We start from the raw sequence: 15,710 nt of genomic DNA on the forward strand, positions 1-15,710 counted from the left end.
CGCCGGAAGTCCGTCGAACAGGCAGGCGCAGCCCGCCGGGATCGCCGACCGCCCGCACCCCGAGCAGCGCCCACGCAGAAGTCTCCGCAAGCGACGAGGACCGGGGGTTTGAAGAACCCTTGCACCGACCGATCGTTCGGTTACCCTGAGCTGTGTCCCGCCCCGCCCCCGTGAGGAGCGCACCATGGCCGCCGCGACCCCCCAGCCGGTCGACGAACTGATCGCCCGCCACCAGGACACCCTCGACCACGCCGTCGCCGCGGCCGGGTCACGCGACTACTGGTCGCCGTACCCGGAGTTCCCCAAGGCGTACGGCGAGAGCGCCGCCGCCGACGGCAAGGCCGCCTTCGACGCCCTGCTGGGCCGCGAGTTCGAGCTGCCCGGCCACCCCGACGGCGGCGAGCCGGTGACCGGCGAGGCCTCCCCGTACGGCATCGAACTGGGCATCGGCTACCCGCACGCCGAGCCGGACGCGCTGCTGGCCGCACTGGAGGCCGCCCGCCCCGCGTGGGCGAAGGCCGGCCCGGCCGCCCGCGCCGCGGTCTGCCTGGAGATCCTGGCCCGGATCAACGCCCGCTCGCACGAGTTCGCGCAGGCCGTGATGCACACCACCGGCCAGGCCTACGGCATGGCCTTCCAGGCCGGCGGCCCGCACGCCCAGGACCGCGGCGTCGAGGCGGTGGCGTACGCGTACGCCGAGCAGACCCGGCTGCCGCGCTCCGCGCAGTGGACCAAGCCGCAGGGCAAGCGCGACCCGCTGGTGATGACCAAGGAGTTCACCGCCGTCCCGCGCGGCACCGCGCTGCTGATCGGCTGCAACACCTTCCCGACCTGGAACGGCTACCCGGGCCTGTTCGCCTCGCTGGCCACCGGCAACGGCGTGCTGGTCAAGCCGCACCCGCGGGCCGTGCTGCCGCTGGCGCTGACCGTGCGGATCGCCCGCGAGGTGCTCGCCGAGGCCGGCTTCGACCCGAACCTGGTCTGCCTGGCCGCCGAGCGCGAGGGCTCCGCGATCGCCCAGGTGCTGGCGGTGCGCCCCGAGGTGAAGCTGATCGACTACACCGGCTCCACCGGCTTCGGCGACTGGCTGGAGAACAACGCCCGCCAGGCGCAGGTGTACACCGAGAAGGCCGGCGTGAACACCGTCGTGGTCGACTCCACCGACGACTACCGCGGCATGCTGAACAACCTGGCGTTCTCGCTCAGCCTGTACAGCGGCCAGATGTGCACCACCCCGCAGAACCTGCTGATCCCGCGCACCGGCATCCGCACCGAGGACGGCGAGCGCTCCTACGAGCAGGTGGTGACCGACCTCGCCGCCGCCGTCGACGGCCTGCTCGGCGACGACGCCCGGGCCGCGTCCATCCTCGGCGCCGTGGTCAACCCCGGCGTGCTGCAGCGCAGCGCCGCCGCGGCCGGCGGCGAGCTCGGCGAACTCGCCCTCGCCCCGCGGGTGGTGGCCTCGCCGGAGTTCCCCGGCGCGACCATCCGCACGCCCGCCCTGGTGAAGGCCGACGCCGGCAAGCCGGACGACCTCGCGCGCTTCCTCACCGAGTGCTTCGGCCCGATCGCCTTCGCGGTCGCCGTCGAGTCCACCGCCGCCGCCGTCGAGCTGCTGCACCGCACCACGGTCGAGCACGGCGCGATGACGGCCGGCGCGTACACCACCGACCCCGAGGTCGAGACCGCGCTGATCGACGCCTGCCTGGACGCCGGCGTCTCGCTGTCGCTCAACCTCACCGGCGGCGTGTACGTCAACCAGACCGCGGCCTTCTCCGACCTGCACGGCACCGGCGCCAACCCGGCCGCCAACTCGGCCTACTGCGACGCCGCGTTCGTCGCCAACCGGTTCCGCACCGTCGAGATCCGCAAGTAGTCGGCATCCGCACGTAGTCGGGATCCGCAGGCAGCGGACGCGCACCGCGGGCCCGGACGAATCCGTCCGGGCCCGCGGCGTTCCCTTCCCCCAGGGGGAGTTCGGCAGGGAGTCAACAGGGCCGCCCGCGGCGCGGGTTGAACACCCACGCCCGCAGCAGCACGAACCGCACCACGGTGGCCGCCGCGTTGGCCGCCACCAGCACGCCCAGCTCCAGCCCGCGCCCGGCCCGCGACGAGGCCGCGTGCAGCGCCGCCACCGCCCCGCTGGTCAGCGCCAGGCCCACCAGGAACGCGATGCCGCCCTCCAGTTGGTGCTTGAGGGCGTTCCGACGGCCCGTCACACCGAAGGTGAAGCGCCGGTTCGCCGCGGTGTTGAACACGGCGGTGACGCCCAGCGCCAGCGCGTTGGCGAGCAGCGCCGGCAGCGGCCGCCGCAGCACCAGGAACAGCAGCAGGTAGGCCAGCGTGCAGAGCACCCCGATCACCGCGAAGCTGACGGACTGCCGGCCGAGCCCCGGCGGCGCCTGGGCCTGCCGCACCCGGGCCGGCAGGTCGACCGCGCCCCGGCCGGCCAGGGTGTGCCGGGCCACCCGCAGCATGCCCTTCAGGTCGTCCAGCGCGGTGCGGACGATGTCCACCCGGCTGTCCGAGTCGTCCACCCAGTCCACCGGCACCTCGTGGATCCGCAGCCCGGACGCCTCGGCGAGCAGCAGCAGTTCGGTGTCGAAGAACCAGGCGTTGTCCTCGACCCGTTCCAGCAGCCGCTTCACCACCTCGGTGCGCCCGGCCTTGAACCCGCACTGCGCGTCGGAGAACTTCGCGGCCATGGTGGCCCGCAGCAGGAAGTTGTAGGTCCGCGAGATGAGCTCCCGCTTCGGACCCCGCACCACCGCCGAACCCCGGTGCAGCCGGCTGCCGATGGCCAGGTCGCTGTGCCCGGACAGCAGCGGCGCGACCAGCGGCAGGAACGCCTCCAGCCCGGTGGACAGGTCGACGTCCATGTAGGCCACCACGTCCGCCCCGCTCTGCCCCCACACCTGCCGCAGCGCCCGGCCGCGCCCCTTCAGGTCCAGGTGCACCGCCCGGACCTGCGGGAACCGCTCGGCGAGCGCCGTGGCGACCTCCCAGGTGCCGTCCACCGAGGCGTTGTCGGCCACCGTGATCAGCCAGTCGTACGGGAAGGTCTCCGCCAGGTACGCCTGCAGCCGCTCGACGCAACGCTCCAACGAGTGCTGCTCGTTGTACACCGGCACCACGATCTCCACGAGCCGGGTTCTGACCGCGGCCCCGGCCGCGGACCGGCCGTCGACCGCCGGAACGGAGCGGAGCGGGTGACGCATCGCTGGCTGAGTCATGGGAAGGAGGTTCACAGCCCCGAATGGGGCCGCGATGATGGCAGTCTGAAAGCGCTCTGAGAACCCGAAAGCCGTGGGACTCCGGTCCGTTGACCACCGGCCGACGGGGGATGACGACGGGAGAGACGGATGTCCGAGACGGAGTTCACCGCAGACGTGGTGGTGGTCGGGGCCGGCCCGACCGGCCTGCTGCTGGCCGGCGATCTGGCGGCGGCCGGACTACGGGTGACCGTGGTCGACAAGCGTGCCGAGGAGTCCAACCTGACCAGGGCGTTCGCGGTGCACGCCCGCACGCTGGAACAGCTCGACGCCCGCGGCGTGGCCGACGAGCTGATCGCCACCGGCCTGACCATGCCGTCCCTGCAGGCCTTCGGCGGGCTCCGGGCGGACTTCTCCGCGCTGCCCACCCGGTTCCCGTTCGTGCTGGTCACCCCGCAGTCCCACACCGAACGGGTGCTGCGCGACCGGGCCGTCAAGGCGGGCGCCGAGCTGCGCCGCGGTTCCGAACTGACCGGCCTGCGGCAGGACGCGGAGGGCGTCACGCTGACCGTCCGCACCGCCGACGGCGAGCAGCGGCTGCGTTCGCGCTACGCGGTCGGCGCCGACGGCGTGCACTCCGCGGTGCGCGACCTGCTGGGCATCCCGTTCCCCGGCGAGTCGGTGGTCCGCTCGGTGATGCTGGCCGACGTCCGGCTGGAGCACCAGCCGGAGGAGCCGCTGACGGCCGGCGCGACCGAGCGCGGCTTCGTCTTCCTCGCCTCCTACGGCGACGGCTGGCACCGGGCGATCGGCTGGGACCGCGACCACCAGGTGGCCGACTCCGAGCCGGTGGTGCTCGCCGAACTCGCCGACCTGATGCGCGAGGTGACGGGCCGCGACCTGGGTCTCGCCGAGGCCCGCTGGACGTCCCGCTTCCACAGCGACGAGCGGCAGGCCCCGAGCTACCGCTCCGGCCGGGTGTTCCTGGCCGGCGACGCCGCGCACTGCCACTCCCCGGCCGGCGGCCAGGGCATGAACACCGGCCTGCAGGACGCCGCCAACCTGAGCTGGAAGCTGGTCGCCGCCGTCCGCGGCTGGGCCCCCGACGCGCTGCTGGACACCTACCAGACCGAGCGCCACCCGGTCGGCCGGACGGTGCTGCGCAGCTCCGGCGCCCTGGTGCGGCTCGCCCTCGGCCGGCACGCCACCACCCGGGTGCTGCGCACCGCGATCGGAGCCGTCGCCGAACACCTGGGCCCACTGGCCGAGTTGGGCGCCAAGCAGATCTCCGGCATCGGCTACGCCTACCCCGCCGAGAAGGGCGCCCACCCGCTGGCCGGCCGCCGCGTCCCGGACCTGCGGCTGGCCGTGGACGCGCCCGGCGGCCCGTCCCGGCTGTACGAGGCGCTGCGCGCCGGGAAGGCCGTGCTGATCAGCAACGACGAGCTGTCGGTGGCCGACTCCTGGGCGGAGCGGGTGGTCACCGCCGCCCCGGCCGACCCGCACGGCAAGCTGCGCGACACCGTGCTGCTGGTCCGCCCGGACGGCTACGCGGCGTGGGCCTGCGTCGACCCGACCCGGGGCGAGCTGCGGGCCGCGCTCAGCCAGTGGCTCGGCCGCCCCTGATCCTTATTCACTGAATTGATCTGTGGACATTCTGTTCATTCACTGAAGCCGTGCAGCGCTCCACAGTTGACTGTTCTTTAGTAAGCAATTGCTCAGGCATGGGCCAATTCCTGAAGGTTCTCTGAAAGATTCTGGCGAGCGTTTTCGAAAACCGGAACGCCCCCAGACTTCCGGAGGACCCCGTGCGACCCCGCTCGCTCGCCCTTGCCGCAGCCCTGGCTGTCCTGCCCCTGACCGCCGTCTCGCTCGGCGTCGGCACCGCCCAGGCGGCGCCGACGCCGAACGCCAGCTCCCGGGTGGCGCTCCCGCAGACCGTCACCCCGGCGGTGGCGCGCTCCCACAAGCAGGGAGACGTCCCGGCCGACCGGAAGATATCCGTGGCCGTCAGCCTGAAACTGCGCAACACCGCCGAGTTGGACCGATTCCTCGCGGCGGTCGGCACGCCCGGCACCGCGGAGTTCGGGCACTATCTGACGCCCGAGCAGTTCAACGAGCGTTTCGGCCCGACCCAGGCCGACGTCGACCAGGTCCGCGCGTTCCTCGCCGCCCAGGGCCTGAAGGTCGACTCGGTCAGCGCCAACCGCCAGGTGGTGAACGCCAGCGGCTCGGCCTCGAAGGTCGCCGCCGCGTTCGGCACCCACGAGTCGACCTACAGCGATCCGCAGCAGGGCAACCGGACCTTCTTCGCCAACGACGCCGCCGCCACGCTGCCGGCCTCGCTGGCCGGCGTGGTCGAGGGCGTCAGCGGCCTCAACGACCACACCGTGCGCACCACCCGGATCGCCAAGCCCGACGCGGCCACCCCGCACGCCACCCCGAGCGGCTTCGGCCCGGCCGGCTACGACGGCGCCTACCGCCTCGATCAGCTGGGCGCGGACGGCACCGGCAGCACCGTGGCGCTCTGGGAGTTCGACGGCTACAAGTCCTCCAACCTGACCACCTACGACAGTCAGTTCGGCCTGTCCGGCCCGGCGGTCAGCACCGTCTCGGTGGACGGCGCCAACTACGACTCGAAGCCCGGCGACGGCCAGGGCGAGGTCGAGCTGGACTCGGAGATCGTCCGCGGCGTCGCCCCCAAGGCCACCCAGCTGGTCTACGAGGCCCCCAACAGCGACCAGGGCGAGATCGACATGGCCGCCAAGATCGTCTCGGACAACCGGGTCCAGGTCATCTCCATATCCTGGGGCTCCTGCGAGCCCGACACCACCGCCTCCTCGATGACGGCGGTGAACAACTCCTTCAAGCAGGCCGCCGCCCAGGGCATCTCGATCTTCTCGGCGTCCGGCGACGACGGCTCCCGGGACTGCACCCGCTCCACCTCGGGCTCCTCCGTGAAGGCCGTGGACTTCCCCGCCTCCAGCCCGTACAACACCGGCGTCGGCGGCACCAACCTGAAGGTCTCCGGTACCGCCTACAGCTCGGAGAGCGCCTGGAGCACCGCCGGCGGCGGCGTCTCCACCCAGTTCGCCAAGCCGACCTGGCAGACCGGCACCAACGTCACCGGCACCATGCGCACCGTGCCCGACATCGCGTCCAACGCCGACCCGAACAGCGGCTTCGCGATCTACACCCAGGGCACCAGCAGCGCCGGCTGGCAGGTCTACGGCGGCACCTCCGCGGCCGCCCCGCTGTGGTCCGGCTTCGCCGCGCTGTACAACCAGAAGGCCAAGGCCGCGTCCAAGCCCACCCTGGGCGAGGTCAACCCGAAGCTGTACACCGTCGCCAACAGCAGCTCGTACGGCACCGCGCTGCACGACGTGACCAGCGGCTCGAACCAGGACTTCGCCGCCAAGACCGGCTACGACCAGGTCACCGGCTGGGGCACCCCGATCGCCGACGGCCTCGCCAACGCCCTGCTCGGCACCGGCGGCACCACCCCGCCGCCCACCGGCGGCTGCACCGCAGCCCAGCTGCTCGGCAACCCCGGCTTCGAGACCGGCACCGCCGCCCCGTGGACCACCAGCACCGGCGTGGTCGACAACTCCGCCTCCGAGGCCGCCCACAGCGGCTCCTGGAAGGCCTGGATGGACGGCTACGGCTCCGCCCACACCGACTCCGTCTCCCAGTCGGTGGCGATCCCGTCCGGCTGCAAGGCGACGCTGTCGTTCTGGCTGCACGTCGACACCGCCGAGACCAGCACGACCACGGCGTACGACAAGCTCACCGTGTCGGTCAACGGCACCTCGGTGGCCACGTACTCCAACCTCGACAAGAACACCGGCTACACGCAGAAGAGCATCGACCTGTCCGCCTACGCCGGACAGACCGTCACCGTGAAGTTCAACGGTGTCGAGGACGCCTCGCTGCAGACCGGCTTCGTCATCGACGACACCGCGCTGAACGTCTCCTGACCCGCGTTCAACGCGGGTGCCGGGAGGGTCTCCACGGGCCCTTCCGGCACCTGTGTGTCAGGAGTGTTTCCAGTGCGATCCGTCTGCGAAATACTTGTCGTGACCACTGTCATATGTCCTGATTGATGACGTAGCCTCTCAACCCTGCATAGGGTTCCCCCACACTCGGCGGCGCACCTCCGACGCACCGCGGAGCCGGGGCGAACCCACCGAACCCGCCGGGTGGGGAAGGTGTCGCATGGGCTCACAGCAACCACAGCACGCCGGCCGGCTCCGCCTGGTCGGCCAGCGCGAACACGGCGGTGACCGGCCACCGGCCGGACCGGCCGCGCCGGCCGGCCCGCAGGCAGCCGTCCGCAACTCCGCCTCATCCATATCCGCTCCCGCGGCACAGGCCGCCGTCACCGCACAGGCCGCCGTCGCCGCGACGGCCACCGCCGCTGCGGCCGCCGCCGTTCCCGTCGTTCCCGCCATTCCCGTCGCGCCCGTCGCGCCCGTCGCGCCCGTCGCACCCGCAGCACCCGCTTCCCCGCAGGGAGGCTTCGCCGAGGTCCTCAACGCCGCGATCGAGCACAGCGGGCTCAGCCTCGACCGGATCCGCGCCGCGCTCGCCAAACAGGGCGTCAGAGTCAGCGTCACCACGCTCAGTTACTGGCGTCGCGGCCGCAGCCAGCCCGAACGGGCCACCTCGCTGCGCGCCGTCCACCTGCTCGAAGAACTCCTCGGCCTGCGCCACGCCGCCCTCACCGCGCTGCTCGGCCCGCCCCGCCCGCGCGGCCGCTGGGTCACCCAGGGCCCGGCCCCCGACGGCCTGCGGGTCGAACAGGTCTGGCCCGGCCAGACCGAACTCGGCGAGGTGTTCGCCGAACTCGACGCCCCGCCGGCCGGCCAGCTGGAGCGGCAGTCCATCCACGACGCCTACTACGTCGACGCCTCCCGCCGCGGCCACCTGCTGCGGATGCGCCAGGTGGTCCGCGCCACCGTGGACGGCGTCACCCGGCACGTCGTGGTCCACAAGTCCGACGAGGGCACCGACACCTGCCCCGAGATCACCAACGTCCGGCACGCCCGCCTCGGCCGGGTCCGCCGCCGCCCGGAGAGCGGGCTGCTGGTCGCCGAACTCCTCCTCGACCGGCCGCTCGCCCTCGGCGACTCCACCGTCCTCGAGTACGAGGTGCAGATCCCCGACGCCGGCCCGACCGCCGACTACGGCCGGTACTTCGCCGCCCCCGTGCGGGAGTACGTCCTGCAGGTCCACTTCGACCCCGCCGCCGTCCCCGTCCAGTGCGAGCGCTTCGACCGCACCCCGGGCGCCGAGACCGACCGTCACCGCGAGCCCCTCTGGATCGGCGCCTCCGCCAGCGCCCACGTCCTCACCGCCGACCAGCAACCCGGCCAGGTGGGCATCCGCTGGCAGTGGGAATAACCACCGGCCCGAATCCTCCGACCGACCGACCGTCAGCCCTGCTGCACCACCGCTCCCCCGGCCCGATGCCACGCCGCACGGTCTCCCCGCCGTTCACCCGTTCTGCCCAGTCCGACCGCCCATCAGGTGGTCCGCGCTGCTGCCTCCGTGAAATGTGAGACCCACTCACCGAGGAAAGGCAGGTCCCCTGTGCTGATGGAGTTCAGCGATGTCGAACCGGACGAGTCCTGTGCCTGCGGCGGCTGCACCGCCCGCCGCCGGGCCAGGCACCTCGCCGTCCGGTCGGGCCGAGGCGTCTCGGCGCAGGCCCGCGGCGCGCGGCGGGCGGCGGTGCTGCTGGCCGCCGTCGGCAGCGTGTTCGGCGGCGGGGCGGTGGCGTCGATAGCCGCGGCCGCGCCGCGCACCGACAGCCCGCAGACCGCCACCACGCCACAGGGCGGGGTCGCGGGCCTGTTCGGCGCACCGCCGACGGCCCGCCGGTCACTGGACCGGCCCGCCACCACCCGGACGGACATCATGCGGCGGGCGCAGTCCTGGGTGGACCAGAAGGTGCCGTACAGCATGTCGCAGTACTGGTCGGACGGTTACCGGCAGGACTGCTCCGGCTTCGTGTCGATGGCCTGGGGCCTGGGCAGCAGTCAGACCACCTGGACGCTGCCGGACTTCGCCGACCGGATCTCGAAGGACGACCTGCAGCCCGGCGACGTGCTGATCTACAACAACGCCAACGACCCGCAGGGCGGCTCCCACGCGGTGCTGTTCGGCGGCTGGGCGGACGGCGCGCACACCAAGTACACGGCCCTGGAGCAGACCCGCCCGGGCACCACCGAACGCAGCACCCCGTACGCCTACTGGCACAACTCCGGCGGCTACCAGCCGTACCGCTACAAGGGGTTGACCCGGCCGTCACCGGCCCCGGACGGCTCGGACGCGTTCCCGGGGGCGGACGCGTTCGGGCCCGGCAAGGTCAACGACTACGTGACGCGGCTGGGGAAGCTGCTGGTGGAGCGCGGCGGCGGCCGGTTCTACCGGGAGGGGCCCGGCCCGGACTGGGGCGAGGCCGACCGGAAGGCCACCGAGGCCTTCCAGCTGGCCCAGGGCTGGCGCGGCGCGGAGGCCGACGGCTACCCGGGCAAGGACACCTGGGACTTCCTGGTCCACCACAAGGGCAAGGACATCCCGCCCGCCGCCGGCGCCCCGGCGCCGCCCCCGCCCACCACCCAGGCCCCGCCGCCGTTCCCGGGCGCGGACACGTTCGGACCGGGCAAGGTCAACGACTACGTCACCCGGCTCGGCCGGCAGCTGGTGAAGAAGGGCTTCGGCGGCTACTACCGCGAGGGCCCGAGCCCGGACTGGGGCGAGGCCGACCGGAAGGCCACCGAGGCCTTCCAACGCGCCCAGGGCTGGACCGGCGCGGAGGCCGACGGCTACCCGGGCCCGCACACCTGGAAGCTGCTGTTCTCCTGACGCACGGCGACCGACGACCGACGACCGACGGATGCTCAGCCCTGCGGGAGCGCGCCGACGGCGGCGTGCTCCCGCACCCACGCGTGCATGGCGATCGCCGCGGCCGCCCCGGCGTTGATCGAGCGGGTGGAGCCGAACTGGGCGATCGAGCAGACCGCCGTCGAGTGCGCCCACGCCTCGTCGGTCAGCCCCGGGCCCTCCTGGCCGAACAGCAGCACGCAGCGCTCGGGCAGCGGGTAGGTCTCCAGCGGCACCGCGCCGGGCAGGTTGTCGATGCCGATGATCGGCAGTCCCCGTTCGGCGGCGTACGCGGCCAGCGAGGCCACCGAGTCGTGGTGGCGCACGTGCTGGTAGCGGTCGGTCACCATGGCCCCGCGCCGGTTCCAGCGGCGCCGCCCGACGATGTGCACCTCCCCGGCGAGGAAGGCGTTGGCGGTGCGCACCACGGAGCCGATGTTGAAGTCGTGCTGCCAGTTCTCCACGGCGACGTGGAAGCCGTGCCGCCGGGTGTCGAGGTCGGCGACGATCGCCTCGTGCCGCCAGTACCGGTACTGGTCGGTGACGTTGCGGCGGTCGCCGGCGGCGAGCAGCTCGGGGTCGAGCCGGGGGTCGTCGGGCCACGGCTCGGGGTGCGGGCCGACGCCGATCTCGCGGTCGTCGGCGAGGTGTCCGTCGTCGTACTGCTCGCCCTGCTGGGGCACCGAGGTGTCGCTCACGCAGTCGAGGGTACGGGCTCCTCCCGGGCCGGCTGCGGGCGCGTCCGGACGGCCTTCTCCAGCTCGGTGAGCGCCTGCATGACGAGTCGGGCCCCGGCCCGGGTGACGTCGATGCCCTCGTCGCGGGGGAGCGAGGCCAGCAGGTAGTCCCAGCTGCGGTGGGCCTCGCGCAGTTGGGAGAAGTCGACGTTCTGGCCGAGCAGGATCGCGGCGGCGGCGATCGCGGTGGCGTCCCGCAGCTCCTCGCCGAACGCGCCGGCGCCGGGCAGCGGCGGGGCGTCCTCGGCGGGCAGGTGGGCCTCCAGCAGGACGGTGGAGCGGTCCAGCATGCCGACCGCGGAGCGGGCCCGGTCGAACTGCTTGCGGCTCAGTTCCGGCGTCCTCGCGAAGTGGTGCACGGGCTCCAGCTCGGCCCGGTCCAGCGCGGCCAGCATCTCGGCGCGGGCCTCCCGGACGTCCAGCAGCGCGGCCCGCACGTCGCCCTCGGCGTGCCCGCCGGCCGGCTCGCCGTACGCGGTGAACACGGCGGCCGCGTACCGCCCGGCGGCGGCCAGCCACTCGGCGAGCCGCTCCGGCAGCCGGGCGGTCTGCCAGGTCGGGAACAGCGCGTACGCGCCGAGCGCGACCGCGCCGCCGAGCAGCGTCATCGCGACCCGGTCGAAGGCCAGCTGCACGGGCTCGCCGGGCTGCAGGCCGAGCAGGAACACCACGTAGGAGGAGATCGCGGCCGTCAGCAGCGCGTACCCGGTGCTCAGCATCATGTAGGACATGCCCATCGAGAACACGGCGAGGGCGGCCAGCACCCAGTCGTTGGGCTGGAACACCTGCACGATCGCGGTGGACACCAGCACGCCGGCGACGGTGCCGGCGATCCGGGCGACGCCGCGGCTGAAGGTCTGCGCGAAGTCGGGGCGCATCACCATGGCGGAGGCCATCGGCGCCCAGTAGCCGTGCTCGATGCCCAGCAGCCGGGCCGCCAGGTAGGCGGAGGTGACCACCGCGGACATCCGCACCGCGTGGTGGAAGATCGCCGAGTGCTGGTGCAGCTGCCGGCCGACGGTGGCCAGCGCGGCGGGCGCGACCTTGACCAGCGGGGGGCGGCGCAGTCCGGTGTCGGTGCGGGCCGGGAGGGCGGTCCGGTCCTGCCGGTCGAGCCGGTCGGCGGCCCGGCCGAGCAGCGTGGACAGCCGGCGCGCGGAGCGGCGGGCGCCGCCGCGCAGCAGGTCCTCGCCGGTGCCGGGGCGGGCCAGCGCCAGGCCGGGGGTGTCCTTGGGCAGGCGCACCGCCTCGCCCGTGCGGATCGCCCGGGCCAGCGCGTCCAGCACCTCGGCGGCGGCGGCCAGCACCTCACGAGCCCGGTCGCGCTCGGGGCCCTCCTCGGCGGCGCCGACCCGCGGGTCGGCGAGCGCGGCCAGCGCGGGCCTGATCCGTTCCGCGACGGTGCGCAGGCCGCGCAGCTCGGCCGGGCGGCGGCGGGCCTGCCGGGCGGTCAGCCGGGCGGCCTGCCGGGCGACGATGAACGGCTCCGGGTCGACGTGCGCCACCGGGTCGTGCCGCAGGCTGCGGGCGTAGTCGCCGAGCCCCGCGTAGATGTCGGCGAGGGCGTCGCGCTGCGCCCGCCAGCTGTCGATCGGCCACACGGTGACCACCAGCGCCTGCACGCCGCCGCCGATCGAGCAGAGCAGGGCGTGGCCGAGCGCGGCGGACACCGACACCGGCAGCTGCACCACCACCAGCATCACGGACAGCGTGTTGGCGGAGACCACCCCGGCGGTCGGGCTGATCGCCCAGGTCAGACCAGCGCCGAAGGCCCACAGCGCGAGCAGCACCGGGAAGGCCCCGGGGATGCCGACGGCCAGGTAGCCGAGGAAGGTCGACACCCCCAGTCCGGCGCCCGCCACCAGGGCCAGCGACGCACGCGGCCGGAACGAGCGTTGGAAGGTCGCGACCCCGGCGATGAACGCGCCCATCGCGGCGGACGCGGCGTGCGCGGGCCCGTAGATCGCCATCGTCGGGAAGATCACCAGCGCGGCGGCGACCGCGGCGCGCAGCGACCGGCGCGGGTTGGTGAGCGAGAAGTCCACGGTCAGCCCGGCCTTCGCGGTCTCGCGCAGGGCCGTGAACCAGGACATAACGGGAGCTTAGCGACTTTTCCGCCGCCGGCCCGTCAGCGCGCGCTCCACCGCCAACAGCGCCCCGGTGGGCCAGAACACCGCGTCCGCGGAGAGCATCGCCAGCGAGAAGAACGGCAGCCCGAGCACCACCGCGATCGCCAGGTGCTCGGCCCCCATCAGCACCAGCAGCACGTTCTTCAGCCGCCTGCTCGCCAGTGCGAACGGGAAGCCCACCTGCGCGAGCACCGTCCCGTAGCTGAGCAGGAAGGTCACCAGCAGGCTGCCGCCGAGCAGCGCCGACAGGCCCGGCCAGGGCGTGAACGAGGCCAGGTGCAGCGGGTAGTGGACGGCGGTGCCGTCCTGCCAGCGGGCGCCCTGCACCTTGTACCAACCGGCCGTGGCGTACACCAGCACCACCTGCGCGGCGATCACCAGCATCGCGCAGTTGTGCAGCATCGCCGCCAGCGCGTCGGCCAGCGCCCGCGGCTCGCTCCGGGCGTCCGGGTCGGGGGCGGGCCGGCGGGCGCGACGGCGGGCGTCCAGCGACCAGACGGCGCCGCAGCGGGTGAACACCAGGTAGATCGCCAGCAGGTGGACCAGGTTGTCGCCGCCGTCGCCGACCAGCACGTTGCGGTTCTGCAGGGACAGCACGGTCAGCGCGAAGACGACGGCGCTCGCGCGGGTGCGCCAGCCGAGCGCGAGGGCCGCGGCCGAGACCAGCGCCAGCAGGTACACCGCCTCGAACCACCAGCGTCCGTCGCTCCACGACAGCGCGGTGAAGGCGTGGGTCTCGGCGAGCAGCCGGTCGTTCAGCTCCGCCGACCAGGGCGAGCGGTCCCCGTACAGCAGTCGGCGGTTCGGCCACTCGCGCAGCAGGTAGGCGCCCCAGGTGCCGGCCACCCCGATCCGCACCGCCGCCGCCTGGTGGGGGGCGAGGGTGGTCAGCAGCCGCGGCAGGGCGGCCCGGAACGCCTCGAACCTCACGACAGGCCCCGCCGGTCCTGGTCCTGCACCGGCCACCAGGGCAGTTCCCGGGCGTGCGGGGAGGTGTCGACCTGCTCGTCGCTCCAGGCGGGCGGGGCGACGGCCCGGGTGTCGGCCCGCAGCTGCACCTGCAGCACCCGCTCCCCGCCGGCGAGGCCGATCCGCTGCAGGGCGATCCGTTTCAGGTACTCCTCGGCGAGCCGGCCGCGCGAGCCGGCGGCGGACGGGCCGTCCCCGTCGGGGTGGGTGGTGGCGTAGAAGTCCCAGGCGCGGCGCAGCAGGTTCTGGTCGAGGTGGCTGGGCGCCGGGTCGTGCCGGATCGCGGCGAGGTCGCCGGCCGTCAGCGAGCGCCAGTCCCGGGTGGTGATCCGGCCGTCGTCGGCGATGGTCTGCACCCGGGCGAACACCGTGACCTCGCGCTGCAGCGGGTCCGGTGCGAAGAGCTGCCAGTTCTGCTCGAACTCCGGGTACACCACGGCGTTCAGCTCGGCGCGGTACTCGCGGGACAGCGCGTTCTCCGGCGCCACGTGCAGGAACAGCGCGGCGAGGAACGCCAGGGTGCCGGCCCCCAGCCCCGCCCCGGCGAACGTCAGCACCGCCCGGGCGGGCTTGGACCAGACGCGCACGGCGGCCATCCTGCCGCACCGCGCACCCGTTCGAACAGGGGCGGGAGGGGCCGCTGTTACAGGACGAAGGCGGCCTGGCCGCCGCTGCCCACCATCGGGCGGCCGGCGGCCTCCCAGGCGTACATGCCGCCGTCCACGTTCACCGCGTCCCGGCCGTTCCCGACCAGGTACTGCACGACCTGCGCGGAGCGGCCGCCGACCCGGCACAGCACGTACAGCCGGGCGTCGGGCAGCTCGTCGAGGCGGGCCACCACCTGGCCGATCGGGATGTGCAGCGCACCGTCCACATGGCCGGCGTCCCACTCGTCCTGCTCGCGGACGTCGAGCAGGACGGCGTCGGCGGGCACCGAGGCGGCGTCGGTGGTGGGCAGCTGAGCGAACATCGGGGCGGTCTCCTGGGGTCGGGGCGAATCGTTCGGGCCATTGTCCGGCAGCAGCGCGGCCAGCCGGGACTGCCGGTCGGACGCGGTGGCCAGCAGCTGCTCGGCGAGGTCCTCCAGCAGGCGTTCCGGCTCGTCCGGGCGGAGCAGCAGCAGCTCGCCCATCGGGGTGCGCTCCAGCCGGACCTGCTCGGTGGCGAGCGCGGTGATCCGGCCGGTCAGCCACTCCAGGCGCTGGCGCAGCCAGGCCAGCCGGTCGGGGGAGTCGACGGCGGGCGCGGACTCCGGGTCGGTGGACCACTCCTCGGCGAGCCGTTCCAGCCCTTCGGTGTCGGCCAGCGCGTACGCCTCGTTGACCCGGGCGATGAACGCGGAGCGGCGCTGCTGCTCGGCCGGGTCGGTGGACAGGTCGGGGTGGGCGCGGCGGGCCAGTTCGCGGTAGACCCGCTGGGCGTCCCGGTCGGGCCGCACCCGGCGGGCCTCCGGCTCGCCCTCGCGCGGGCCGCGCTGCTCGGCGGGCTCGACCCGCTCCCGGGCCTCGGCCGCCCGCCGCAGGTCCTCGGGGTCGCCGCTGAGCGCCGCCACCGCCTCGGCGATCAGCGCGTCCAGCTCGTCCAGCTCGGCGTAGAGCGGGCCGAGCAGCTGGTGGTGGGCGAGCGCGAAGTTGTCGATCTCCACCCGCAGGGTGGCCACGTCCACGTCCAGGGTCAGCCAGGCCAGCTCGGCCGCCGCGACCCGCTCCTCCAGCTCCTGCCGCTCCGGATCCGCCCACACCTCGACGCTCGGTACGCTCACCCGGGCAACCCTA

11 protein-coding genes are annotated in these 15,710 nt (G+C 73.8%); 5 read left to right on the forward strand and 6 right to left on the reverse strand.

What is annotated here, in order from left to right:
• The first annotated feature begins 184 nt into the window (after positions 1-184).
• Positions 185-1,876: a phenylacetic acid degradation protein PaaN gene (gene paaN / locus ACFV4P_RS19435; RefSeq protein WP_380472649.1), complete on the forward strand. Its 1,692-nt coding sequence runs from the start codon at positions 185-187 to the stop codon at positions 1,874-1,876.
• Between the two features lie 112 nt (positions 1,877-1,988).
• Here the strand turns inward: paaN and ACFV4P_RS19440 are convergent, their stop codons facing one another.
• Positions 1,989-3,233: a glycosyltransferase gene (locus ACFV4P_RS19440; RefSeq protein ID WP_380472651.1), complete on the reverse strand. Its 1,245-nt coding sequence runs from the start codon at positions 3,231-3,233 to the stop codon at positions 1,989-1,991.
• Between the two features lie 129 nt (positions 3,234-3,362).
• Here ACFV4P_RS19440 and ACFV4P_RS19445 point away from each other — a divergent pair, with 129 nt between their 5' ends.
• From ACFV4P_RS19445 to ACFV4P_RS19460, 4 genes are all read left to right on the forward strand, one after another.
• Positions 3,363-4,838, forward strand: coding sequence for an FAD-dependent monooxygenase (locus tag ACFV4P_RS19445; RefSeq protein ID WP_380472653.1), 1,476 nt, complete (start codon positions 3,363-3,365; stop codon positions 4,836-4,838).
• A gap of 182 nt (positions 4,839-5,020) precedes the next feature.
• Entirely contained in the window at positions 5,021-7,189 is a 2,169-nt protein-coding gene (locus ACFV4P_RS19450) for a protease pro-enzyme activation domain-containing protein (RefSeq protein WP_380472655.1), read from the forward strand.
• A gap of 238 nt (positions 7,190-7,427) precedes the next feature.
• The gene (locus tag ACFV4P_RS19455; protein WP_380472657.1) at positions 7,428-8,615 is read left to right on the forward strand and encodes an XRE family transcriptional regulator; all 1,188 of its coding nucleotides are present in this window, start codon (positions 7,428-7,430) and stop codon (positions 8,613-8,615) included.
• 195 nt (positions 8,616-8,810) lie between these two features.
• Positions 8,811-10,082 (forward strand): peptidoglycan-binding protein, encoded by a 1,272-nt coding sequence (locus ACFV4P_RS19460; RefSeq protein WP_380472659.1) that lies wholly within the window; start codon positions 8,811-8,813, stop codon positions 10,080-10,082.
• A 35-nt stretch (positions 10,083-10,117) separates the two neighbouring features.
• Here ACFV4P_RS19460 and ACFV4P_RS19465 read toward each other — a convergent pair whose 3' ends face one another.
• Genes ACFV4P_RS19465 through ACFV4P_RS19485 form a run of 5 tightly spaced genes read right to left on the reverse strand, consistent with a single transcriptional unit; the run spans position 10,118 to position 15,697 of the window.
• Positions 10,118-10,798, reverse strand: a complete 681-nt coding sequence (locus ACFV4P_RS19465) for a TrmH family RNA methyltransferase (RefSeq protein ID WP_073807056.1) — start codon at positions 10,796-10,798, stop codon at positions 10,118-10,120.
• Positions 10,795-12,930 (reverse strand): FUSC family protein, encoded by a 2,136-nt coding sequence (locus ACFV4P_RS19470; protein WP_380472662.1) that lies wholly within the window; start codon positions 12,928-12,930, stop codon positions 10,795-10,797. The genes ACFV4P_RS19465 and ACFV4P_RS19470 overlap by 4 nt, the downstream gene beginning before the upstream one ends.
• A 9-nt stretch (positions 12,931-12,939) precedes the next feature.
• Positions 12,940-13,896, reverse strand: a complete 957-nt coding sequence (locus ACFV4P_RS19475; RefSeq protein ID WP_380472664.1) for an HTTM domain-containing protein — start codon at positions 13,894-13,896, stop codon at positions 12,940-12,942.
• Positions 13,893-14,531: a DUF5819 family protein gene (locus ACFV4P_RS19480; protein ID WP_380472666.1), complete on the reverse strand. Its 639-nt coding sequence runs from the start codon at positions 14,529-14,531 to the stop codon at positions 13,893-13,895. Before ACFV4P_RS19480 ends, ACFV4P_RS19475 begins: the two co-directional genes overlap by 4 nt.
• A 47-nt stretch (positions 14,532-14,578) precedes the next feature.
• Complete coding sequence (locus tag ACFV4P_RS19485; RefSeq protein WP_380472669.1) at positions 14,579-15,697, reverse strand: rhodanese-like domain-containing protein; 1,119 nt, start codon at positions 15,695-15,697, stop codon at positions 14,579-14,581.
• Between the last annotated feature and the right edge of the window lie 13 nt (positions 15,698-15,710).

Origin of the sequence: Kitasatospora sp. NPDC059795, assembly GCF_042732175.1 — a bacterium.
Taxonomy (GTDB): Bacteria; Actinomycetota; Actinomycetes; order Streptomycetales; family Streptomycetaceae; genus Kitasatospora.

What these genes read in the sequence shown, in the direction of transcription:
- ACFV4P_RS19480 (WP_380472666.1), bottom strand. Translation starts at nt 14,531, where the DNA reads ATGGCCGCCGTGCGCGTCTGGTCCAAGCCCGCCCGGGCGGTGCTGACG.
- ACFV4P_RS19445 (WP_380472653.1), top strand. Translation starts at nt 3,363, where the DNA reads ATGTCCGAGACGGAGTTCACCGCAGACGTGGTGGTGGTCGGGGCCGGC.
- ACFV4P_RS19470 (WP_380472662.1), bottom strand. Translation starts at nt 12,930, where the DNA reads ATGTCCTGGTTCACGGCCCTGCGCGAGACCGCGAAGGCCGGGCTGACC.
- ACFV4P_RS19440 (WP_380472651.1), bottom strand. Translation starts at nt 3,233, where the DNA reads ATGACTCAGCCAGCGATGCGTCACCCGCTCCGCTCCGTTCCGGCGGTC.
- ACFV4P_RS19455 (WP_380472657.1), top strand. Translation starts at nt 7,428, where the DNA reads ATGGGCTCACAGCAACCACAGCACGCCGGCCGGCTCCGCCTGGTCGGC.
- ACFV4P_RS19460 (WP_380472659.1), top strand. Translation starts at nt 8,811, where the DNA reads ATGGAGTTCAGCGATGTCGAACCGGACGAGTCCTGTGCCTGCGGCGGC.
- paaN (WP_380472649.1), top strand. Translation starts at nt 185, where the DNA reads ATGGCCGCCGCGACCCCCCAGCCGGTCGACGAACTGATCGCCCGCCAC.